This window comes from Roseomonas sp. TS2, from assembly GCF_058833935.1.
The window spans coordinates 1-19,368 of the sequence record NZ_JCACVY010000073.1; the positions used below are offsets into that span (position 1 = coordinate 1).

The window sequence follows — 19,368 nt, forward strand, 5'->3', positions numbered from 1 at the left end:
GAACCTGGCGCTGCTGCGCGGGATGGGCGCGGCGCTGAGCCTGGACCCGATGACGGGCGCACCCTTCTCGCCCGGATCGCCGAGCTGGAGCGACGCCTGGCCGATCTCGAGGGCGGGCCGGCTGGAGATGCGCCGGATCGCCGAGGCCCTCGTCGCCGGCGGCCACCCGCCTGAGCGCTTCCGCGCCGCCGTGCTGCGGCAGCTGGCGCGGCAGGACCGTGCGCTGATCGCCGGCCTCGCCGCCTATCGCCGCCACCCCGCGCAACGCAAGATGCCCTCCCTCCCCGTGCTGTGGCAGGAGGGGGAGACCCGCCTGCTCGACTATGGCGGCGCGGGCCCGCCGCTGCTGGTGGTGCCCTCCCTGGTCAACCGCGCCTATGTGATGGACCTGGCGCCCGGCCACTCCATGCTGCGCGCCCTGGCGGCCGGCGGCTCCCGCGTGCTGCTGCTGGACTGGGGCTGGCCCGACGAGGCGGCGCGCGGCTTCACCCTCACCGACTACATCGCCGGCCGGCTGGAGCGCGCCCTGGCCGCGCCGGCGCTGCGCCCGCTCGGCCCCCTGGCGCTGGCGGGGTACTGCATGGGCGGGCTGCTGGCGCTGGCCGCGGCGCTGCGCCGGCCGGAGCGGCTGCGCGGCCTCGCCCTGCTCGCCACGCCCTGGGACTTCCACGCCGGCGACGGGCAGGCACGCGAGCGGGCGCTGACGCTCGCCGCCCTGCTGCCCGGCATCGAGCCGGTGCTGCAGGCCACCGGCACCCTGCCGGTGGACCTGATCCAGACGCTGTTCGCCGGGCTCGACCCCTGGAATATCGCCGCCAAGTTCCGCGCCTTCGCTTCCATGGACCCGGCCGGCGAGCGGGCCCACCGCTTCGTCGTGCTGGAGGACTGGCTGAATGACGGCGTCCCCCTCGCCGCCCCCGTGGCGCGCGAGGCGCTGGGCGGCTGGTATGGCCGCAACGAGCCGGCGGGGCTGCGCTGGCGCGTGGCCGGCGCGGTGGTGGACCCGGCCGAGCTCGCAGTGCCGAGCTTCGTCGCCGTGCCGGGGGCGGACCGCATCGTGCCGCCCGCCTCGGCCCTGGCGCTGGCGGCGCGGCTGCCGGGCGCCAGGGTGCTGCCGGTGCCGGCCGGGCATATCGGCATGGCCGCCGGCGGCCGCGCTGAGGCGGTGCTCTGGCAGCCGCTGCGGGAATGGCTGGCGGGCTTGTAAGCCGGGCATGACGCGGCGCACAGTAAGCCGGAACGGCGGTGCGGGACGGGCGCGCCCGACGCCCGCCCCGACAGCGCGATGGCCTTCGCCGGAACGCGGCGCCGCAAAGGGCCGGCCGGCCAACACAAGGGGAGTTACCCAGCCATGACCGATATCGTGATCGCCGCCGCCGCGCGGACACCGGTCGGCGCCTTCAACGGCGCCTTCGCAGCCCTGCCGGCGCACGCGCTCGGCACCATCGCCATCCAGGCGGCGCTGGAGCGCGCGGGCATCGAGGCCGGCGCGGTGGACGAGGTCATCATGGGCCAGATCCTGACCGCCGGCGCCGGGCAGAACCCGGCCCGCCAGGCCGCCATCAACGCCGGCATCCCGGCCGGCGCCACCGCCTTCGGCATCAACCAGCTCTGCGGCTCGGGCCTGCGCGCCGTGGCGCTGGCCGCCCAGCAGGTGGCCTCGGGCGATGCCGCCATCGTCGTCGCCGGCGGCCAGGAGAGCATGACCCAGGCCCCGCACTGCGCCAACCTGCGCGCCGGCGTGAAGATGGGCGACTTCCAGATGATCGACACGATGATCCGGGACGGGCTGTGGGACGCCTTCAACGGCTACCACATGGGCAACACCGCCGAGAACGTGGCCCAGAAGTACCAGATCAGCCGCGACGAGCAGGACGAGTTCGCCTTCAACAGCCAGCGCAAGGCGGGCGAGGCGATGAAGGGCGGCGCCTTCCGGGCCGAGATCGCCCCCGTCACGGTGAAGGGCCGCAAGGGCGACACCGTGGTGGAGAACGACGAGTACCCGAAGCCCGAGACCAGCCGCGAGATCCTGGCCAAGCTGCGCCCGGCCTTCGCCAAGGATGGCTCCGTCACCGCCGGCAATGCGTCGGGCATCAATGACGGCGCGGCGGCGCTGGTGGTGATGTCGGCGGCCGAGGCGGCGAAGCGTGGCCTGAAGCCGCTGGCGCGCATCGCCTCCTGGGCGACGGCGGGCGTCGACCCGGCCATCATGGGCACCGGCCCCATCCCGGCCAGCCGCAAGGCGCTGCAGAAGGCCGGCTGGAACGTCCAGGACCTCGACCTGATCGAGGCCAACGAGGCCTTCGCCGCCCAGGCCTGCGCGGTGAACAAGGACCTCGGCTGGGACACGTCGAAGGTGAACGTGCATGGCGGCGCCATCGCGCTGGGCCACCCGATCGGCGCCTCCGGCGCGCGCGTGCTGACCACCCTGCTCTACGGGATGCAGGCGCGCGGCGCGAAGAAGGGGCTGGCCACGCTGTGCATCGGCGGCGGCATGGGCGTCGCCATGTGCATCGAAGCCGCCTGAACGCGGCGGCACGGCCGGGGGAGGCTCTCCCCCGGCCACCCGGCTAGGCGGCGCGGCGCCAGAGGCCGCGCACCACCTCGGCCGGGCCCTGGTGGCGCGGCCCCTCATCCAGCCGCACCGTGCCCTCCAGGCATTCCTGCACCGCCAGCCCGGCGAACAGCGCCTCGGCCTCCTCCCGTGTCCAGAGCAGGTCCGGGTCCTTCGGCCCGCCGCTGCGGCGGCCCTGCTGGGCGGGGGTGAAGCCCTCCAGCAGCAGCAGCCCGCCCGGCGCCAGGGCGCGGCAGGCGCGTGCCGCCACGGCGCGGCGATCCGGCCCCGGCAGATGCACGAACACCCAGGCGATCAGGTCGTATTCCGCCTCGGGCCAGTGCCAGGCGGTGAGGTCGGCCACCGCCGTCTCCAGCGCCACGCCGGCGGCGGCGGCCAGGGCGGCGGCGCGCGCCATGCCGGTGGCGGACCAGTCCACCGCCGTCACGCGCAGGCCCTGGCGGGCGAGCCAGACGCCGTTGCGCCCCTCGCCGTCGCCCAGTGCCAGGGCGCGCATCCCCGGCCGCAGGCGCGGCGCCAGCGTCTCCAGGTAGCGGTTGGGCGCCTGGCCGAACAGCCATTCCCCGGCGCGGTAACGGGCATCCCAGGCCTCGGCCTCGCTCATGGCGCGGCACCCGGTCCTGTGCCGCCGGGGCTCCAGCCGGGCGGGGCCAGGGTGAAGCCAGCGAAGTCGAAGGCCGGGCTGACCGTGCAGCCGGCCAGCGTCCAGCCACCGAGGCTCTCCGCCGCCTGCCAGTGGCCTGCCGGCACGATGGCGAAGGGCGCCTCCCCGGCGCCGAGGCCGGGGCCGAGGCGGCGCTCCGCCTCCGCCACGCCATCGGCCGAGAGCCGCAGGCGCAGCGGCGCGCCGGCATACCAGTGCCAGGCCTCGGCGGCGTCCACCCGGTGCCAGTGGCTGGCCTCGCCCGCCGCCAGCAGGAAGTAGATGGCGGTGCCGGCGCCGCGCCCGCCCGCCGCCGGCACGTCCCGCCAGATCTCGCGGTAGTGCCCGCCCTCGGGGTGGGGCGCGAGGCCGAGCGCCGCGATCACCGCCGCCGCCGGCAGGGAGGGGTCGCGCAGGTCCATCGGGCGGTGGCCTTTTCAGCCCTGGGGCGGCGCGGTGCGGGCGATGGCCGGGCTGGCGGCGACCTCCTCGAACCAGGCAGCGAGCTTCGGGTGCGCCGCGCGCCACGGCTCATGCGCGAAGCGGAAGTCGAGATAGCCCAGCGCGCAGGCCACGGAGACGGCGCCGATATCGGCCAGCCCCTGCGGCGGCGCCTGCTCCAGCACCGCCAGGGAGCGCTCCACCGCGGCCTTCTGCCGGGCGGAGAAGGCCTGCCGCCCCTCATCCTGCGGCTGCGTGCCCTCGTTGCCGCGGCGCGCCACGGCGGCGTCCATGATGCCATCGGCCAGGGCCTGCATCACCAGCGCCGCGATGCGCTTCGGGCCCGGCGCGGGGAAGAGCGGCGCGGCGTCGCCCAGCCCGTCGAGATACTCGCAGATCACCGGGCTGTCGTAGATCGCCTGGCCCTCGTCGGTGAGCAGGGCGGGGATCTTGCTCAGCGGGTTGGCGGCGAGCAGCACGTCGGGGCTGACATGCGGGTTGGCGGCGACCGGCTCGATCCGCCCCTCCAGCCCGCGCAGGATGGCGCAGGCCATCACCTTGCGGACGAAGGGCGAGGCGGGGGAGTGGAAGAGCTTCATGCGGGCGCGTCCTGTGTTCTGGCGTCGGCGGGGTTCTGTGTCGGCGGGGTTCTGGCGTCGGCGGGGTTCTGGCGTCGGCGGGGTTCTGGCGTCGGCGGGCAGGATGCCCGCCTTCGGCGCCGCCGTCAGCCCCCCGCGCCGCCGCGCCTCAGCCGCGGAAATTGTCCTTGCCGGTGCGGATGCGGGCCAGCGCCTCCACGCTGCCGGCGCGCAGGAAGGGGTTGGTCTCCAGCTCCTGGCCCAGCGTCACCGGCAGGGTGGGCTGGCCGGCGGCGCGGGCGGCCTCCACCTCGGCGGCGCGGGCGCGCAGCGCGGCGTTGTCCGGCTCCACGGTCAGGGCGTAGCGGGCGTTGCTGGCGGTGTATTCGTGGCCGCAGCAGATCAGCGTCTCCGGCGGCAGCGGCTTCAGCAGCGAGAGGGCGCGGAACATGTCGGCGGCCGTGCCTTCCAGCAGCCGGCCGCAGCCGAGCGAGAACAGCGTGTCGCCGCAGAGCAGCACGGCGCCCTCGGGGAAGTGGAAGGCGATGTGGCCGAGGGTGTGGCCGGGGCTGTCGATCACCGTGCCGGCGGTGGCGCCCACCAGCACCGTGTCACCCGGCTGCACCGCCTGGTCGAGCTTCGGCAGGCGGTGCGCGTCGGCCGCGGCGCCGATCACCTTGCTGCCGTAGCGGGCGCGGATCTCCGCCACCCCGTCGATGTGGTCGGCATGGTGATGGGTGAGCAGGATGATGTCGCAGCGCCCGCCCGCCGCCTCCAGCGCCTCGATCACCGGCGCGGCCTCGCCCGGGTCGCAGATCGCGATGGTGCCGGTGGCGCCGTCGCGCAGCATCCAGGCATAGTTGTCGGACAGGCAGGGCACGGCCTGGACGGTCACGGACATCGCGGATCTCCTCGTTTGCGGCGCCCCGGCGGATGCTTCAGGGACGTGTCACACCTCGAACGAGGCCCTATATCAGCCCTATGAGCGACGAGGTCCACGCCGGCATCCCCGCCGAGTTCCATGGGTACCGGGAATTCTACGCCTCGGCCACGGGGCGGGTTGCCGCGCGCCTGGTGCGGGACCGCCTGCAGCGCATCTGGCCTGCCCTGCCGGGGCGGCAGCTCCTGGGCCTCGGCCATGCCGCGCCCTATCTGCGCCTGTGGCGCGACGAGGCGGCGCGGGTGCTCTGCGCCAGCCTGCCCGAGACGGACGCGGCGCCCTGGCCGCCCGGCGCCCCCGGCCTCGCCGCGCGGGTGGAGGAAGGCGCGCTCCCCTTCCCCGACCTCAGCTTCGACAACGTGCTGCTGGTGCACGGGCTGGAGGGCTCGGAGAATGCCCGCCGCATGCTGCGCGAGGTGTGGCGCGTGCTGAAGGACGAGGGGCGGGTGCTGATCGTGGCGCCCAACCGGCGCGGCGTCTGGGCGCATCTGGACAGCACGCCCTTCGGCCAGGGGCGGCCCTACTCGCCCGGCCAGCTCACCCGCCTGCTGGAGCGCAACCTCTACACCGTGACGCGTCGGGACAAGGCGCTGTTCATCCCGCCCTTCCAGACGCGGCTGCTGCTGCGCGGCGCGCGGGTGTGGGAAGGCGCGGGGCGGGCCCTGGCGCCGCGCTTCGCGGGGGTGGTGATCGTCGAGGCGCGCAAGGAGCTCTACGGCGTCATGCCCAAGGGGACCGCCGCCACGGCGGCGGCGCGCGCGCCGGGGCGGCGCGTGCTGGTGCCCGCCGGCGCCTGAGCGGGCGGGCCGGGCGCGGCGCGCTACCGCGGCGCGGCGTCCTCCAGCATGGCGCGCACCTTGGCCGCCAGCGCGCCGAGGGCGAAGGGCTTGCCGATCACGTCCATGCCCGCCTCCATGCCACCCTCCTCCATCCAGGCGCTGTCGGCGTAGCCGGTCATGAACAGCACCGGCATCTCCGGCCGCGTGGCGCGCGCCCGGGCCGAGAGCTGGCGCCCGTTCAACCCCGGCAGGCCGACATCGGTCACCATCAGGTCGATCCGCTCGTCGCTGGTCAGCAGGGTCAGCGCCGCCGGGCCATCGGCCGCCTCGCGCGTCACATAGCCCAGCTCGCCCAGCGCATCGGTCACCAGCAGGCGCACCGCCGGCTCGTCCTCCACCACCAGCACCACCTCGCCGCCGCCCTGGGGCGGCTCCAGCACCGCCACGCCCTGCGCCTCGTCCGCCACGCTCTCCTCCGCCACGGGCAAATAGAGCTCCACCCGGCAACCATGGCCTGGGCGGCTGTGCAGCCGCACATAGCCGCCGGACTGGCGGATGAAGCCGTAGATCATCGCCAGCCCCAGACCGGTGCCCTGCCCGGGCGGCTTGGTGGTGAAGAACGGCTCGAAGACACGCGCCAGCACCTCCGGCGGCATGCCGATTCCGGTGTCGCTGACGGCGATGCGCACATAGGTGCCAGGGCGCGCCTCGGCATGGCGCTGCGCCTCCTGCGTGGTCAGCCGGGCAGGGGCTGTCTCGATGGTCAGGGCGCCGCCCTGCGGCATGGCGTCGCGCGCGTTGATCACCAGGTTGAGCAGCGCGCTCTCCAGCTGGTTGGCATCGGCGCGGGCCAGCGGCAGGTCGGGCACGGGCAGCACGCGCAGCACCACCTGCTCGCCCAGCGTGCGGGTGAGCAGCTCCTGCAGCGAGTCGATCAGCGCGTTCACGTCGAGCGGGCGGCTGTCCGGCGCGTGCTGGCGGGAGAAGGCCAGCAGCCGGTTGGTCAGCGCCGCGGCGCGCCGGGCGGAGCCGGAGGCGCCTTCCAGGTAGCGGCGCAGCGCGACCGTGTCGCCCTGGTCCAGCCGCCGCCGCATGATGTCGATCGAGCCGATGATGCCGGTCAGCATGTTGTTGAAGTCGTGCGCGATGCCGCCGGTGAGCTGGCCCACCGCCTGCATCTTCTGCGCCTGGCGCAGCGCCGCCTCGGCGCGCTGGCGCTCCAGCATCTCGGCGCGCAGGTCCTCGGTGCGGCGCTCCACCCGGCGCTCCAGCGCCGCCTCGGTGGCCTTGCGGGCGCTGATGTCCTGCACCACCGCCACCACCATCTCCGGCGCGCCGGCGGCGTCATGCGCCACCGAGAGGCTGCTGTTGGTCCACACCACGCCGCCATCGGGCCGCACGTAGCGGCGCTCGATGATCAGCGAATCCGAGCGGCTGACCCGCTCCAGCGCGGCCACGACGTCGCGCCGGTCGTCGGGATGGGCCAGCTCCTGCTTGCGGAACTGCCGCAGCTCCGGCCAGGGTCGCCCGACGATGGCGCAGTATCGCTCATTGGCGGCGATGTAGCGGCCGTTCAGCTCGGCGAAGGCGATGCCGACGACGTCCTGGTTGAAGATGGTGGAAAGGCGCTCCTCCAGGCCCCGCACCGTCTCGCGCGTGTGCTGGCGTTCCCGCACCACGGCGGTGACATCCTCGGCCTGGACGACGATGTGCAGCAGCAACCCGGCCGGGTCGCGCACGGGCACGCAGGCGATGTTCCACCAGCGCTCCTCGAGGCTCCCCGCCGGCCCCCACAGCGCGTAGCGCAGGTGGCGCAGGCGCTCGGGCTCGCCGGTCTTCAGCACGCGGGCGAGCGCGGCGCGCAGCGCGGTGATGCCGGGCGCCTGCGGATCGCTGTCGGTGAAGACGACGAAGAAGGGCTGCCCCAGTATCGCCTCGCGCTGTACCATGGCGACGCGGAGATGCTCCTCGCTCGCGGCAAGGATGCGAAGGGAGGGCTCCGCGGACAGCAGCAGGAAGCTTCCCGGCAATGCCTCGTAGACCCGGCGGTAGTCGACCTGCGAAGCGGGCGACATGCCTCAGTCCTCTCCTGACGCGCGGATCAGCAAGACGGCACGGGGCGACGCATCACCCGGCAACTGCGTGGAGGCGGCCGCGTTCCGCCCGCGAACCGACAAGGAGTTCTCGCATGGGTTTCCTGGCCCGCACCCTGATCACCGCTTTCGCTTTCTGGTGTGCCGACATGCTCATCGAGGGCATCAGCTTCACAGGGCCGTTCAATCTGGTGCTGGCGGCCATCGTGTTCGGCATCGTCAACGCGCTGATCCGCCCGGTGTTGCTGCTGCTGTCGCTGCCGCTCACGATCATCACCCTCGGCCTGTTCACACTCGTGGTCAATGCGGCGATGGTCGGACTGACCGCGCTGCTGATGCCGGGCATGCGCGTCGACGGGTTCTGGGCCGCCTTCTTCAGCGCCATCATCGTCGCGGTTGTGTCGTGGATCGTCAATCGCGTGATGAGCGACGGGGAGAGCGCCGCGGCACGCTGAGCGCGTGCCGGGCCGGCCGGCGGAAATCCCTGCCGCCATAAGGCTGGCGGGCGGGCCGGGCCCGCCCGCCCGGCTCAATACATGTGCTGCCCGCCATTGATGGACAGCGTCGAGCCCGTGATAAAATCCGCGTCATCGGCCGTCAGGAAGCAGACGCCACGGGCGATATCCTCCGCATGGCCGAGCCGGCCCACGGGAATCCGCGCGATGATCTTCTGCAGCACATCCTCCGGCACGGCGCGCACCATCTCGGTGTCCACATAGCCGGGCGCGATGGCGTTGACGGTGATGCCGACGCGGGCGCCTTCCTGCGCCAGCGCCTTGGTGAAGCCGTGGATGCCGGACTTGGCGGCGGCATAGTTCACCTGGCCGTACTGGCCCGCCTGGCCGTTGATCGAGCCGATGTTGACGATGCGGCCGAACTTGCGCGCCGTCATTCCCTCCCACACCAGCTTGGCGAGGTTGAAGCAGGAGCCGAGGTTGGTGTCGATCACATCGTCCCACATCTTGCGGTCCATGCGCTTCATGGTCCCGTCGCGGGTGATGCCGGCGTTGTTCACCAGGATCTCGATGGCGCCGTGCTCGGCCTCGATCCTGGCCACCGCCGCCTGGCACGCCTCGAAGTCGGAGACGTCGAACTTGACGGTAGGGATGCCGGTCCGCTCGGTGAAGGCTGCCGCGGCGGCGTCGTTGCCGGCATAGGAGGCGACTACCTTGCGGCCGGCCTTCTGCAACTGCTCGCTGATCGCAGCACCGATGCCGCGCTGACCACCGGTGACGAGGGCCACTCGTGCCATAGGCGAAGTCCTCCTTGCTCTCTTTGGGGGCGCCGCGCGGGGAACCGCGCGGCGTCACGAACGCATGGCATCACAGCGGAACGCCGGACGCCATGTCATTGTTCGAAATCAAGCGGGATGAAGAAGAGGGGACGGCTTCAGCGCAGCGGCAGGGCGTACATCAGCCCGCCACGCGTCCAGAGGTCGTTCAGGCCGCGCTCCAGCCCGATGGGCGAGCCCTTGCCCAGGGTGCGGTCGAACACCTCGCCATAGTTCCCGACCTGCCGGATCACCTGGTACGCCCAGTCCTCGGGCAGGGCGAGCGCCTTGCCGAAGCCCGGCGTCACGCCGAGCAGGCGCATCACGTTCGGGTCCTGCGCGCCGCGCATCTGCTCCACATTGGCGCGGCCGACGCCGAGCTCCTCCGCCTCGACCATCGCCGCCAGCGTCCAGGCGACGATGTCGCGCCATTCCTCGTCGCCATGCCGCACCATCGGGCCGAGCGGCTCCTTGCTGATGCGCTCGGGCAGGATGACATGCGCCGCCGGGTCGCGCAGCGCCGAGACGCGCAGCGCGGCGAGCTGCGAGGCATCGGTGGTCATCGCGTCGCAGCGGCCGGCCTGGTAGGCGGCCGTCATCTCGTCCATCGAGCCGAGCACCACCGGCTGGATGCGCAGCTTCTCGCGCCGGGCGAAATCGCCGAGGTTCAGCTCGCTGGTCGAGCCGGGCAGCACGCAGACCGTGGCGCCGTCGAGCTGCTTCGCGCCGGTGATGCCGCTGGCCTTCGTCACCACGAAGCCCTGCCCGTCGTAGAAGTTCACCCCCGCCATGTTGAAGCCGAGGGCGGTGTCGCGCATCAGCGTCTGGGTGACGTTGCGGGCCAGCACGTCGATCTCGCCCGATTGCAGGGCGACGAAGCGGGTCTGGTAGGTGGTCGGCACGAAGCGCACCTTCGCCGCGTCGCCCAGCGTGGCGGCGGCCACGGCGCGGCAGAAATCGGCGTCCAGCCCCTGGTAGTTGCCCTGGCTGTCGGGCGCGGAGAACCCCGCCACCCCGCTGTTGACGCCGCAGACGAGCTGGCCCCGTGCCTTCACCCCCTCCAGCGTCGGCCCGGCCAGGGCGGGCGTCGCCGCAAGGAACGGCAACAGGGACAGCATGCGGATCAGGGGACGCAGCATCGAGTCGCTCCGAAGGATTCGCATGAGCCTATGGGGAGCGCCCAGGCCAAGCCAAGGCCTGACGACAGGGACGTTTGGTTGTTGATATCGGCACCGTCATGGTTTAATCACGAGATTGTGAACACGCCTTCTCCTGCTTTTCCTCTCACCCCAGGGTCGCGTTCCATGGCCTCTCCCGCCACCGCCGACACCTCTTCCCTCCAGCAGAAGCTGCGCATCGACCAGGAGGCGCTCCTGCTGATGCTCTCCTACATCGAGGCCGAGTGCGCGCGGCTCGGCGCGCGCGAGGCGGCGCACCACGCGGCGCTGGCGGCCGCCCTGCTGCCGCAGGCAGGGTCCTGGAATGCGTCCATGCCGGCCCTGCCGCAGTAGCGCGGGGCAGCGGGAGGCGGTGCCGCGAGGATGGCGGTTTCCGCTGGCCCCTGCAGGCCGCAGGATGTTAAGCGGCGGCCCCATCGCAATCTCGGGTATTTTATCGCCATGGACACTCCGATCGCCGCGGTCCTCTGGACCCACCAGGCGCAACGCGACCTGGCCGCCGTGCTCCGGCTGCTGAGCCACGCCGAGCGCTGCTGCCTGGATGCCGGCTCCGAGGACGCGGCCAGCCTGGTGGCTGAGGCGATGTCCGTGCTGGCGCGCGACGGCGCCGCGCGCAAGATGGCGGCCTGAGCGGCCTCTCGCCCCCCGCGCGCCGCGGGGGGCCGGGCCGCCCTATTCGGCGGCCATCGGCGGTGCCCCACCACCCGCCACGCCCTGTGGCAGCGCCGCGGGCCGCGGGCCGCCTGCCATCCAGTCCAGCAGCTCCACCGTGTGGATGGCCGGCATCGCCTCGCCGCCGAGCTGCGTCAGGCAGCCGATATTGCCGCTGGCGATCACCGCCCCTCCGGTGCGCCGCAGATTCTCCAGCTTGCGCGCCTTGAGCTGCCCGGCGATCTCGGGCTGCATCAGGTTGTAGGTGCCGGCCGAGCCGCAGCAGAGATGCGGCTCGGCCGGCTCCTTCACCGTGAAGCCCGCCTTCAGCAGCAGCTGCTTCGGCACCGCGGTGATCCTCTGCCCGTGCTGCAGGCTGCAGGCGGCGTGGTAGGCCACCGTCAGGCCCGGCGCGGGCCGGCTCGGCGCGTAGCCGAACTGCTGCAGCACCTCCGAGACATCCTTCGCCCGCGCCGCCACGGCGGCGGCGCGCGCCGCCCAGGGCTCCGGCTCCTCGCGGAACATGAAGCCGTAATCCTTCACCGTGGTGCCGCAGCCCGAGGCGTTCACCACGATGGCGTCCAGCCCCTCGCCGTCGATCTCGCGCGTCCAGGCGGCGATGTTGGCGCGGGCGAGCGCCATGGCCGGGTCGTGCTGGCCCATGTGGTGGTTCAGCGCGCCGCAGCAGCCCTGCTCCGCCGTCACCACCACCTCGAGCCCCATGCGGGTCAGCAGCCGGATGGTGGCCTCGTTGATCGAAGGCGCCAGCACCGTCTGCGCGCAGCCGGTGAGCAGCGCCACGCGGCCGCGCCGCGCGCCCTCGGCACGGTGGATGCGCGGCGCCTGCGAGTCGCTCGCCGAGGGCAGGCTCGCGGGTGCCAGCGACAGCATGGCCCGTAGCCGGCGCGCCGTGCTGCCCTGGCCGGGGATCAGCCCGCCCAGCGGCCGGGCCAGCCGCGCCGCCGCCAGCGCCGCGCGGAAGCGGCGCGGGTAGGGCAGCGTGGCGCCCAGCACCCGGCGCAGCATCCGCTCCGGCCAGGGGCGGGTGTAGCTTTCCTCGATGTAGCGGCGGGCATGGTCCACCAGATGCATGTAGTGCACGCCGGAGGGACAGGTCGTCATGCAGGAGAGGCAGGAGAGGCAGCGGTCGACATGCCGCACCACCGCCTCGGTGGCCGGCTTGCCGCTTTCCAGCATGTCCTTGATCAGGTAGATGCGGCCACGCGGCGAATCCAGCTCGTCGCCCAGCAGCACGAAGGTCGGGCAGGTGGCGGTGCAGAAGCCGCAATGCACGCAGCTGCGCAGGATGGTGTTGGATTCGCGCGTGTCGGGGTCGGCGAGCTGCGCGGGCGAAAAGCTGGTTTGCATCGGTGGGTCCGTTCCTTGCCCGCCAGGGTGGGAAGGTTGGGGAAAGGATGCAAGCCGGATCGGGCGCGCTTCAAAAAAGCATCCGGTTCATAAATTTTGTAGCAACATACCAACCCTAAGTTGCATCCAGGAAAGCCCGGGACGGGCTTTGCTCCCTGGAGGACAACGTGATTATCCAGCCTACGCCACGCCCCGAAACCAATCCTGTTTCTGTCCCATCCTACCCCGTGCTGGGCGGCAGTTCCGAGGTGGCGCGCCAGGCTCGGCTGATGGAGATCTACCGGCCGGACACCCGCGTCGCGCAGGAGCCCGTCCGCCGCGCCCCCTCCTGGTTCGACCGCGCCTGAGACCCTCCGCCCGCTGGACAGGGTGAAGGCCGGCTGACAGGCTCGGACACTCCTGTCGAGGGAGTGTTGCCATGGTCAGGACTGCCGGCGCCGACGCCCTGCGCGGCCTGCTCCAGGTGGCCGGCCTGCCCGGGGCCCTGCTCGGCCAGGCCCGGCTGGAGGGCGAGGACCCGGTCCAGCCATCCTCCTTCCATGTCGGCGCCGCGGCACAGGCCAGCATCGCTGCCGCCGCCCTCGCCGCCGCCGAGATCCACCGGCGGCGGTGCGGCCCGGCCCAGGCGGTGCGCGTCTCCATGCGCCACGCCGCCGCCGAGTTCCGCAGCGAGCGCCATCTCCGCCTGGATGGCGCCCTGCCGCCGGACCCGTGGGATGCCATCGCCGGGCTGTACCGCTGCGGCGATGGCGGCGCGGTGCGGCTGCACACCAACTTCCCCCATCACCGGGCGGGCATGCTGCGCCTGCTGGGCGAGCCGCCCGCCACGCGCGAAGGGGTGGCCGCCGCCCTGCGCGGCTGGCGCGCCCTGGAGCTGGAGGAGGCGGCCGCCACGGCCGGGCTCTGCGCCGCCGCCCTGCGCGGCACCGCGGAATGGGCCGCGCACCCGCAGGCCGCCGCCCTGGCCGGGCAGCCGCCCCTGCTGCTGGAGCGAATCGGCGCGGCGCCGCCCACGAAGCTGCCACCGCTCGCCACGCGGCCGCTCACGGGCCTGCGCGTCGTGGAGATGACGCGCATCATCGCCGGGCCGGTGGCCGGGCGCTGCCTCGCCGCGCATGGGGCGGAGGTGCTGCACATCGGCGCCGCCCACCTGCCAACCATCCCGGCGCTGGACATGGACACCGGCCGCGGCAAGCGCCGCCTGCTGCTCGACCTGCGCCAGCCGGCGGAGAAGGCGGCGCTGGAGGAGCATGTGCGGGGCGCGGATGTGTTCCTGCAATCCTATCGCCCCGGCGCGCTGGCGGCACGCGGCGTCTCGCCGGAGGCGCTGGCGGCGCTGCGGCCAGGGCTGGTCTGCGCCAGCCTCTCCGCCTACGGCCATCTCGGCCCCTGGGCGGGACGGCGCGGCTTCGATTCGCTCGTGCAGACGGCCACCGGCTTCAACCAGGACGAGGCGGAGGCCGCCGGCACGCCGGATTCGCCCCGCCCCCTGCCCTGCCAGGCGCTGGACCACGCCTCGGGCTACCTGCTGGCGCTGGGCATCCAGGCCGCGCTGCTGCGCCGGGCGGAGGAGGGCGGCTCCTGGCATGTGCGCGTCTCCCTCGCCGCCACCGGGCAGTGGTTGCGCGGGCTGGGGCGGGTGGAAGGCGGGCTGGCGGCGCAGGACCCGGGACAGGAGGATGTCGCCGACCTGCTGGAGGAGCGGGACAGCCCGCTCGGGCGCGTCAGCGCCATCCGGCACGCGGCGGAGATGGAGCGCACGCCGGCACACTGGGGTTGAAGGAAGGCCAGGGGAAGGAATTCCCCTGGACCCCTTCTTTTTTCTGTCGGTTCAGGCGCGCAGGCGGCCGGGGTTGAGAATGCCCATCGGGTCCATCACCGCCTTCACACGGGCGCCGATGGCAGCCAGGGCGGCCGGTTCATCAGGCACCACCGGCACGGCCGCCCGCAGCGAATCCGGAGCGCGGAACAGCGTGAAGGTGCCACGCGCGGCCTGCGCCGCCGCCATCACCGCCCGGTGCGCCGCCTCCGTCGCGGGGCCGGCCACCCAGACCAGGCCGCCACCCCAATCCAGCAGCAGCCGGGCGCCGAAACTGTCCTCCAGGGCACGGGCCACGCCGGGGGCGGCGGTCGGCTTCACCGAGAGGCGCCACACCGCCTGCTCCGGCGCCGCCTCCAGCAGGGCGGCGTCGCGCACGGCGCGCCACAGCGCCAGCGAGTCCTCGCCCTCCACCAGCGACACCGTGCCATGCCCGTCCAGCAGGCCGCGCAGCGCCCCCGCCCGATGCGGCAGGAACTGAAGAAAATCCTCCAGCCGCAGCAGCGCCACGGGGCCATCCAGCCCGAGGCCCGGCGCGCCGCGCGGCAGCAGCGCCGCGCCGCTGACGCCGAAGGGGCTGCCCAGCCCCGCCGAGAGCGCCCGCACCCCCGCCGCCAGCTCCGCCACCCGCACCGCGAGCGTCAGGCTGCCTTCCGGGCGCGGCGCCAGCTTCAGCGTGATCTCGGTCAGCACGCCGAGCGTGCCGTGGCTGCCGGCCAGCAGCTTGCAGAGGTCGAGCCCGGTGACGTTCTTGTGCACCCGCCCGCCGGAGCGGATCACCTCGCCATCGCCCGTCACGGCGCGCACGCCCAGCACCTGGTCGCGCAGCGCGCCGCCAGGGCCGATCCGGCGCGGCCCCGAGAGATGGGCCGCCACCATGCCGCCCAGCGTCGCCGGCCGGTCGGCACCGAACAGGGCGGAGAAATCCGGCGGCTCGGCGGGCAGCATCTGGCCCTGCGCGGCCAGCGCCGCCTCGATCTCCGGCATCGGCGTGCCGGCGCGGGCGGAGAGCACCAGTTCGGCCGGCTTGTTCAGGGTGATGCCGGTGAGGCCGCGCGTGGAGAGGGTGCGGGCGGCCTGCACCGGGCGCAGGCTGGCGCGGCGCGTGCCATGGCCCTCGATGGCCAGCGGCAGCCGGGCGGCGGCGGCCTCGCGCACCGCCTCGGCGAGGCTCGCCTCGTCGGGCGGCAGCAGGAGATCGGTCATGGAAGGTCGGTCTCCGGGCTTCAGGCGGCGCGCGGGGTGGTGGCCGCCGCGGGCAGCCCGTCCAGCGGAAAGACCTTGGCCGGGTTCAGCAGCCAGGCGGGGTCGAAGGCGCTCTTGATGGCGCGCTGCCGGTCCAGCTCCGCGCGCGTGAACTGCACACCCATCAGGTCGCGCTTCTCGACGCCGACGCCATGCTCGCCCGTCAGGCAGCCGCCCACCTCGACGCAGAGCGTCAGGATGTCGGCGCCGAAGGCCTCGGCCTTGCGGAAGCTCTCCGGGTCGTTGGCGTCGAACATGATCAGCGGGTGCAGGTTGCCGTCGCCGGCGTGGAAGATGTTGGCCACCTGCAGCCCGTAGCTCTCGCTCATCTCGCCGATGCGGCGCAGCACATGCGGCAGCTCGCCGGTCGGGATGGTGCCGTCCATGCAGAGATAGTCCGGGCTGATCCGCCCCACCGCGCCGAAGGCGCCCTTGCGCCCCTTCCAGATGGCCAGGCTTTCCTCCGCCGTCTCCGCCACCCGCAGGCTGATCGGGTCGAAGCGGCCGCAGATTTCTTTCAGTTTTCCGAGCAGGATGTCCTGCTCTTCCAGGTTGCCTTCCACCTCGATGATCAGCAGGGATTCGGCATCGAGCGGGTAGCCGGCATTGGCGAAGGCCTCGCAGGCATGGATGGCGGGGCGGTCCATGAATTCCAGCGCGACGGGGATGATGCCGCTGCCGATGATGGCATCCACCACCTGCCCCGCCACCTCGTTGGAGCGGAAGGCGGCCAGCATGGCGCGCGCCCCTTCCGCCGCGCGCAGGATACGCACCGTGACCTCAGTGACGAGGCCGAGCTGCCCTTCCGAGCCGGTGATGAGGCCCAGCCAGTCATAGCCCGCCGCGTCGAGATGCCCGCCGCCGATCTCGATCACCTCCCCCTCGATGGTGACGAAGGTGACGCCCAGCAGGTTGTTGGCCGTCACGCCGTATTTCAGGCAGTGCGCGCCGCCCGAATTCATCATCACATTGCCGCCGATCATGCAGGCGAGCTGGCTGGAGGGGTCCGGCGCGTAGAAGAAGCCTTCCGCCGCCACCGCCTGGGTGATGCCGAGATTGGTGACGCCGGCCTCCACCACGGCGAGGCGGTTGTCGTAATCCACCTCCAGGATGCGGTTCATCCGCATCAGCCCGATGACCACCGCATCGGCCAGCGGCAGGGCGCCGCCGGAGAGGCTGGTGCCTGCCCCGCGCGGCACCACGCGGATGCCGTTCGCGTGGCAGTAGCGCAGCACCGCCGCCACCTGCGCCGTGCTGGTGGGCAGCACCACGGTCAGCGGCGGCTGGCGGTAGGCGGAAAGCCCGTCCGTCTCATAGGCCTTGAGGCGCGTCTCGTCGCCGATGACGCCATGGCCCAGGGCGGTGTCCGGCACCAGGGCGCGCAGGGCGGCGACGATCTCCGCCCGCCGCGCCAGCACGGCCGGGTTCGGGGGGGGCAGTTCGATCATCGGTCGGGTCCTCGCGCCAGTCTCGTTGCTGCGGAGGATGGGCCGCGGGCCGGCGCCGGGCAAGCAGCACGCGCACGCAAAAACGACGCCGTGGTGCGCACCACGGCGTCGTTTTCAGGCGGAAGAAGCCTGCTGCAACCGCCCGCGAGGGGCGGCGCCGGATATCAGCCCTGGCGGGCCTTCAGCCGGGGGTTCTTCTTGTTCAGCACGTACAGGCGGCCACGGCGGCGCACCAGCACACAGTTCTTGTCGCGCGTCTTGGCGCTCTTCAGGCTGTTACGGATTTTCATGGGGCACCCTCTTAGAGCGGGCGCGTTTAGGGGCCGGGGGCGCGAATGTCAATCACGGCGTGGCGCGCGCGGCGGCATCTCCGCATGCGCCGCAGGGCCGCGCCGGCCACCACGCAGCGCGCGCAGCAGGTCCAGCTTCCAGCCGCGCAGACCCACGGCGCCCATGGCCCGGTATTGCTGCCGCCGCACCGCGCCCTGCGCCAGCGCCCTGACGATCCGTCCGATCGTGCCTGCCACAACCTGTCTCCCTTGTCATGAAATGGACAAGGAAGGAACGGCCCGGGGCGGTGGAGGGTTGCCTTCAGCCGGCGCTTCCAGGCTGCGCTCCGACTCGACGGGAGCGGAGACGGGGGCGGCGATGGCGGCCGCCACCGCCGGCACCATGTTGCGGAACTCCGCCGCGCGGGGCGAGCGTGCGCGCCAGGCCAGGCCCAGCCCGCGCCCCTGCGGCGTCTCCAGCGGGCGCAGCGCCACGTTGGCGCCGGCCAGCACGCCGCCTTCCACCGCCAGCCGCGGCAGCAGCGTGACGCCGAGGCCGCCGGCCACCATCTGCACCAGCGTGTGCAGGCTGGTGGCGGCGAAGGTCTCGCCGGCACCCGGCAGGCTGCAGGCGGCCAGGGCGTGGTCGCGCAGGCAGTGGCCGTCCTCTAGCAGCAGCAGCCGCTCCGCCCCCAGCGCGGCCAGCGGCACGGCGGGCGCCGCCGCCAGCCGGTGCCCCTGCGGCAGGGCGACGATGAACGGGTCCTCCGCCACCCGCACCACCTCCGCCTCCGGCAGCAGGGCGGGCAGCGCCAGCAGCAGCAGATCCAGCCGCCCGGCCGCCAGGTCCTCGGCCAGCCGCTCGGTCAGGTCCTCGCGCAGCCAGAGCTGGAGGCGGGGAAAGGCCTGGCGCAGCGCCGGCATCAGCCGCGGCAGCAGGAAGGGGCCAATGGTCGGGATCACGCCCAGGCGCAGCGGGCCGGAGAGCGGGTCGCGCGCCGCCGCCGCCGTCTCGGCCACGGCCGCCAGCGCCGAGAGGGCGGCGCGGGCGCGGCGCACCAGTTCCAGCCCCAGCGGGGTGAAGACCGGGCGCTTGCCCGGGCCGCGCTCGAGGATGGCGGCGTCGAGCTGGCGTTCCAGCGCGATGATGCCGGCCGAGAGGGTGGACTGGGTCACCGCGCAGGCCGCGGCGGCCCGCCCGAAATGGCCGAGATCGGCCAGGGCGACGAGGTAGCGGAGTTGCTGCGGGCTGGGGAGGATGGTCATCGATCCAGACGATGATTGTATCGAAAACTATTCATTGGCATGTGTGCGTTGCAGCATACATAACAAGCCACGGCCGGGGCAGGCGCGATCCTGCCCCCGCATGAAAAGCTGTCATTGGGGGTAACCACGCATGCTGACTGTTGGCGACAAGTTTCCCGCCTTCAACCTGACCGCCGTGAAGGGTGGCCCGGAAGGTCTGGAAGGCCCCGGCAAGTCCTTCGTCGACATCTCCAACGAGTCGGACGCCGGCAAGTGGAAGATCGTCTTCTTCTGGCCGAAGGACTTCACCTTCATCTGCCCGACCGAGATCGCGGCCTTCGGCAAGCTGAACCAGGAGTTCGAGGACCGTGACGCCGTCGTCTACGGCGCCTCGACGGACAGCGAGTTCGTGCACCTGAACTGGCGCGTCTACAACAAGGACATCCACGACCTGCCCTTCCCGATGCTGGCCGATGTGAAGCGCGAGCTTTCCACCGCGCTCGGCATCCTGGACAAGCAGGCCGGCGTCGCGCTGCGCGCCACCTTCATCGTCGATCCCGAGGGCACCATCCAGTGGGCCTCGGTGAACGGCCTGAACGTCGGCCGCAACCCGCAGGAAGTGGTCCGCGTGCTCGACGCGCTGCAGACCGATGAGCTCTGCCCCTGCAACTGGAACAAGGGCGGCGACACGCTGAAGCCCGCCGAGCTGTTCCAGGCCGCCTGAGCCCGGAAGCGGGCCGGCGCCACGGCGCCGGCCAGCACCCGGCCCCGCCTCCCCCCGGCCACGCCGGGGGGCAAGGCTTCCGGGGCCCGGTGCGCCGAACCG

Annotated in this window: 22 protein-coding genes; 9 read left to right on the forward strand and 13 right to left on the reverse strand. The window is 73.0% G+C overall.

The annotated features are described in order from the left end of the window. Both ACZJYS_RS13005 and ACZJYS_RS13010 read left to right on the forward strand, forming a co-directional pair. Positions 1-1,207: alpha/beta fold hydrolase (locus ACZJYS_RS13005; protein WP_493178718.1), on the forward strand; the 1,207-nt coding region annotated here is incomplete at its 5' end. A 144-nt stretch (positions 1,208-1,351) separates the two neighbouring features. After that, on the forward strand, positions 1,352-2,527 hold the full coding sequence (locus ACZJYS_RS13010; RefSeq protein WP_109516883.1) for an acetyl-CoA C-acetyltransferase: 1,176 nt from the start codon (positions 1,352-1,354) through the stop codon (positions 2,525-2,527). Between the two features lie 43 nt (positions 2,528-2,570). Here the strand turns inward: ACZJYS_RS13010 and ACZJYS_RS13015 are convergent, their stop codons facing one another. The 4 genes from ACZJYS_RS13015 to gloB form a co-directional block, all read right to left on the reverse strand. After that, entirely contained in the window at positions 2,571-3,179 is a 609-nt protein-coding gene (locus ACZJYS_RS13015; RefSeq protein ID WP_379650671.1) for a class I SAM-dependent methyltransferase, read from the reverse strand. Then, positions 3,176-3,640 (reverse strand): cupin domain-containing protein, encoded by a 465-nt coding sequence (locus ACZJYS_RS13020; RefSeq protein WP_493178724.1) that lies wholly within the window; start codon positions 3,638-3,640, stop codon positions 3,176-3,178. Before ACZJYS_RS13020 ends, ACZJYS_RS13015 begins: the two co-directional genes overlap by 4 nt. 15 nt (positions 3,641-3,655) lie before the next feature. After that, entirely contained in the window at positions 3,656-4,258 is a 603-nt protein-coding gene (locus tag ACZJYS_RS13025) for a glutathione S-transferase N-terminal domain-containing protein (protein ID WP_109516880.1), read from the reverse strand. 148 nt (positions 4,259-4,406) lie between these two features. Beyond that, positions 4,407-5,138 (reverse strand): hydroxyacylglutathione hydrolase, encoded by a 732-nt coding sequence (gene gloB / locus ACZJYS_RS13030; RefSeq protein ID WP_493178726.1) that lies wholly within the window; start codon positions 5,136-5,138, stop codon positions 4,407-4,409. 80 nt (positions 5,139-5,218) lie between these two features. Between gloB and ACZJYS_RS13035 the strand changes: the two genes are divergently transcribed. Continuing rightward, entirely contained in the window at positions 5,219-5,974 is a 756-nt protein-coding gene (locus ACZJYS_RS13035; RefSeq protein WP_109516878.1) for a class I SAM-dependent methyltransferase, read from the forward strand. A 23-nt stretch (positions 5,975-5,997) separates the two neighbouring features. On the opposite strand, the gene ACZJYS_RS13040 is transcribed toward ACZJYS_RS13035, so the two are convergent. Then, complete coding sequence (locus tag ACZJYS_RS13040) at positions 5,998-8,031, reverse strand: ATP-binding protein (protein WP_493178730.1); 2,034 nt, start codon at positions 8,029-8,031, stop codon at positions 5,998-6,000. 113 nt (positions 8,032-8,144) lie between these two features. Here ACZJYS_RS13040 and ACZJYS_RS13045 point away from each other — a divergent pair, with 113 nt between their 5' ends. Next, positions 8,145-8,504: a phage holin family protein gene (locus ACZJYS_RS13045; protein WP_109516876.1), complete on the forward strand. Its 360-nt coding sequence runs from the start codon at positions 8,145-8,147 to the stop codon at positions 8,502-8,504. Positions 8,505-8,578: 74 nt separating this feature from the next. Here ACZJYS_RS13045 and phbB read toward each other — a convergent pair whose 3' ends face one another. Together phbB and ACZJYS_RS13055 are read right to left on the reverse strand one after the other, a co-directional pair. Next, entirely contained in the window at positions 8,579-9,301 is a 723-nt protein-coding gene (gene phbB / locus ACZJYS_RS13050) for an acetoacetyl-CoA reductase (RefSeq protein ID WP_109516875.1), read from the reverse strand. 137 nt (positions 9,302-9,438) lie between these two features. Continuing rightward, positions 9,439-10,458 carry an amino acid ABC transporter substrate-binding protein gene (locus ACZJYS_RS13055; RefSeq protein ID WP_493178734.1) on the reverse strand — a complete coding sequence of 340 codons (1,020 nt, stop codon included), beginning with the start codon at positions 10,456-10,458 and terminating at the stop codon, positions 9,439-9,441. A 165-nt stretch (positions 10,459-10,623) separates the two neighbouring features. Between ACZJYS_RS13055 and ACZJYS_RS13060 the strand changes: the two genes are divergently transcribed. Beyond that, the gene (locus ACZJYS_RS13060; RefSeq protein WP_109516873.1) at positions 10,624-10,830 is read left to right on the forward strand and encodes a hypothetical protein; all 207 of its coding nucleotides are present in this window, start codon (positions 10,624-10,626) and stop codon (positions 10,828-10,830) included. Between the two features lie 108 nt (positions 10,831-10,938). Beyond that, positions 10,939-11,127, forward strand: a complete 189-nt coding sequence (locus ACZJYS_RS13065; protein ID WP_109516872.1) for a soj family protein — start codon at positions 10,939-10,941, stop codon at positions 11,125-11,127. Between the two features lie 42 nt (positions 11,128-11,169). Here ACZJYS_RS13065 and glcF read toward each other — a convergent pair whose 3' ends face one another. After that, complete coding sequence (glcF, locus tag ACZJYS_RS13070; protein ID WP_109516871.1) at positions 11,170-12,516, reverse strand: glycolate oxidase subunit GlcF; 1,347 nt, start codon at positions 12,514-12,516, stop codon at positions 11,170-11,172. Positions 12,517-12,683: 167 nt separating this feature from the next. On the opposite strand from glcF, the gene ACZJYS_RS13075 reads away from it, so the two are divergent. Both ACZJYS_RS13075 and ACZJYS_RS13080 read left to right on the forward strand, forming a co-directional pair. Further along, positions 12,684-12,863, forward strand: coding sequence for a hypothetical protein (locus tag ACZJYS_RS13075; protein ID WP_379650664.1), 180 nt, complete (start codon positions 12,684-12,686; stop codon positions 12,861-12,863). 71 nt (positions 12,864-12,934) lie between these two features. Continuing rightward, a complete protein-coding gene (locus ACZJYS_RS13080; RefSeq protein WP_493178738.1) occupies positions 12,935-14,296 on the forward strand; it encodes a CoA transferase in 1,362 nt (453 codons plus the stop codon). A gap of 51 nt (positions 14,297-14,347) precedes the next feature. Here ACZJYS_RS13080 and ACZJYS_RS13085 read toward each other — a convergent pair whose 3' ends face one another. The 5 genes from ACZJYS_RS13085 to ACZJYS_RS13105 all read right to left on the reverse strand — a co-directional run bounded on the left by ACZJYS_RS13085 (position 14,348) and on the right by ACZJYS_RS13105 (position 18,563). Next, complete coding sequence (locus tag ACZJYS_RS13085) at positions 14,348-15,541, reverse strand: FAD-binding protein (RefSeq protein WP_493178740.1); 1,194 nt, start codon at positions 15,539-15,541, stop codon at positions 14,348-14,350. 20 nt (positions 15,542-15,561) lie between these two features. Next, positions 15,562-17,028: an FAD-linked oxidase C-terminal domain-containing protein gene (locus ACZJYS_RS13090; protein WP_493178743.1), complete on the reverse strand. Its 1,467-nt coding sequence runs from the start codon at positions 17,026-17,028 to the stop codon at positions 15,562-15,564. Positions 17,029-17,192: 164 nt separating this feature from the next. Then, the gene (gene ykgO, locus ACZJYS_RS13095; protein ID WP_099094591.1) at positions 17,193-17,318 is read right to left on the reverse strand and encodes a type B 50S ribosomal protein L36; all 126 of its coding nucleotides are present in this window, start codon (positions 17,316-17,318) and stop codon (positions 17,193-17,195) included. A 48-nt stretch (positions 17,319-17,366) separates the two neighbouring features. Continuing rightward, positions 17,367-17,555, reverse strand: coding sequence for a hypothetical protein (locus ACZJYS_RS13100; protein WP_493178746.1), 189 nt, complete (start codon positions 17,553-17,555; stop codon positions 17,367-17,369). A 15-nt stretch (positions 17,556-17,570) separates the two neighbouring features. Next, positions 17,571-18,563 (reverse strand): hydrogen peroxide-inducible genes activator, encoded by a 993-nt coding sequence (locus tag ACZJYS_RS13105; RefSeq protein ID WP_109516867.1) that lies wholly within the window; start codon positions 18,561-18,563, stop codon positions 17,571-17,573. A gap of 130 nt (positions 18,564-18,693) precedes the next feature. On the opposite strand from ACZJYS_RS13105, the gene ACZJYS_RS13110 reads away from it, so the two are divergent. Beyond that, positions 18,694-19,266, forward strand: a complete 573-nt coding sequence (locus ACZJYS_RS13110; protein WP_109516866.1) for a peroxiredoxin — start codon at positions 18,694-18,696, stop codon at positions 19,264-19,266. The last annotated feature ends 102 nt before the right edge of the window (positions 19,267-19,368 follow it).

What these genes read in the sequence shown, in the direction of transcription:
- ACZJYS_RS13010 (WP_109516883.1), top strand. Translation starts at nt 1,352, where the DNA reads ATGACCGATATCGTGATCGCCGCCGCCGCGCGGACACCGGTCGGCGCC.
- ACZJYS_RS13015 (WP_379650671.1), bottom strand. Translation starts at nt 3,179, where the DNA reads ATGAGCGAGGCCGAGGCCTGGGATGCCCGTTACCGCGCCGGGGAATGG.
- ACZJYS_RS13020 (WP_493178724.1), bottom strand. Translation starts at nt 3,640, where the DNA reads ATGGACCTGCGCGACCCCTCCCTGCCGGCGGCGGCGGTGATCGCGGCG.
- ACZJYS_RS13025 (WP_109516880.1), bottom strand. Translation starts at nt 4,258, where the DNA reads ATGAAGCTCTTCCACTCCCCCGCCTCGCCCTTCGTCCGCAAGGTGATG.
- gloB (WP_493178726.1), bottom strand. Translation starts at nt 5,138, where the DNA reads ATGTCCGTGACCGTCCAGGCCGTGCCCTGCCTGTCCGACAACTATGCC.
- ACZJYS_RS13035 (WP_109516878.1), top strand. Translation starts at nt 5,219, where the DNA reads ATGAGCGACGAGGTCCACGCCGGCATCCCCGCCGAGTTCCATGGGTAC.
- ACZJYS_RS13040 (WP_493178730.1), bottom strand. Translation starts at nt 8,031, where the DNA reads ATGTCGCCCGCTTCGCAGGTCGACTACCGCCGGGTCTACGAGGCATTG.
- ACZJYS_RS13045 (WP_109516876.1), top strand. Translation starts at nt 8,145, where the DNA reads ATGGGTTTCCTGGCCCGCACCCTGATCACCGCTTTCGCTTTCTGGTGT.
- phbB (WP_109516875.1), bottom strand. Translation starts at nt 9,301, where the DNA reads ATGGCACGAGTGGCCCTCGTCACCGGTGGTCAGCGCGGCATCGGTGCT.
- ACZJYS_RS13055 (WP_493178734.1), bottom strand. Translation starts at nt 10,458, where the DNA reads ATGCTGCGTCCCCTGATCCGCATGCTGTCCCTGTTGCCGTTCCTTGCG.
- ACZJYS_RS13060 (WP_109516873.1), top strand. Translation starts at nt 10,624, where the DNA reads ATGGCCTCTCCCGCCACCGCCGACACCTCTTCCCTCCAGCAGAAGCTG.
- ACZJYS_RS13065 (WP_109516872.1), top strand. Translation starts at nt 10,939, where the DNA reads ATGGACACTCCGATCGCCGCGGTCCTCTGGACCCACCAGGCGCAACGC.
- glcF (WP_109516871.1), bottom strand. Translation starts at nt 12,516, where the DNA reads ATGCAAACCAGCTTTTCGCCCGCGCAGCTCGCCGACCCCGACACGCGC.
- ACZJYS_RS13080 (WP_493178738.1), top strand. Translation starts at nt 12,935, where the DNA reads ATGGTCAGGACTGCCGGCGCCGACGCCCTGCGCGGCCTGCTCCAGGTG.
- ACZJYS_RS13085 (WP_493178740.1), bottom strand. Translation starts at nt 15,541, where the DNA reads ATGACCGATCTCCTGCTGCCGCCCGACGAGGCGAGCCTCGCCGAGGCG.
- ACZJYS_RS13090 (WP_493178743.1), bottom strand. Translation starts at nt 17,028, where the DNA reads ATGATCGAACTGCCCCCCCCGAACCCGGCCGTGCTGGCGCGGCGGGCG.
- ykgO (WP_099094591.1), bottom strand. Translation starts at nt 17,318, where the DNA reads ATGAAAATCCGTAACAGCCTGAAGAGCGCCAAGACGCGCGACAAGAAC.
- ACZJYS_RS13105 (WP_109516867.1), bottom strand. Translation starts at nt 18,563, where the DNA reads ATGACCATCCTCCCCAGCCCGCAGCAACTCCGCTACCTCGTCGCCCTG.
- ACZJYS_RS13110 (WP_109516866.1), top strand. Translation starts at nt 18,694, where the DNA reads ATGCTGACTGTTGGCGACAAGTTTCCCGCCTTCAACCTGACCGCCGTG.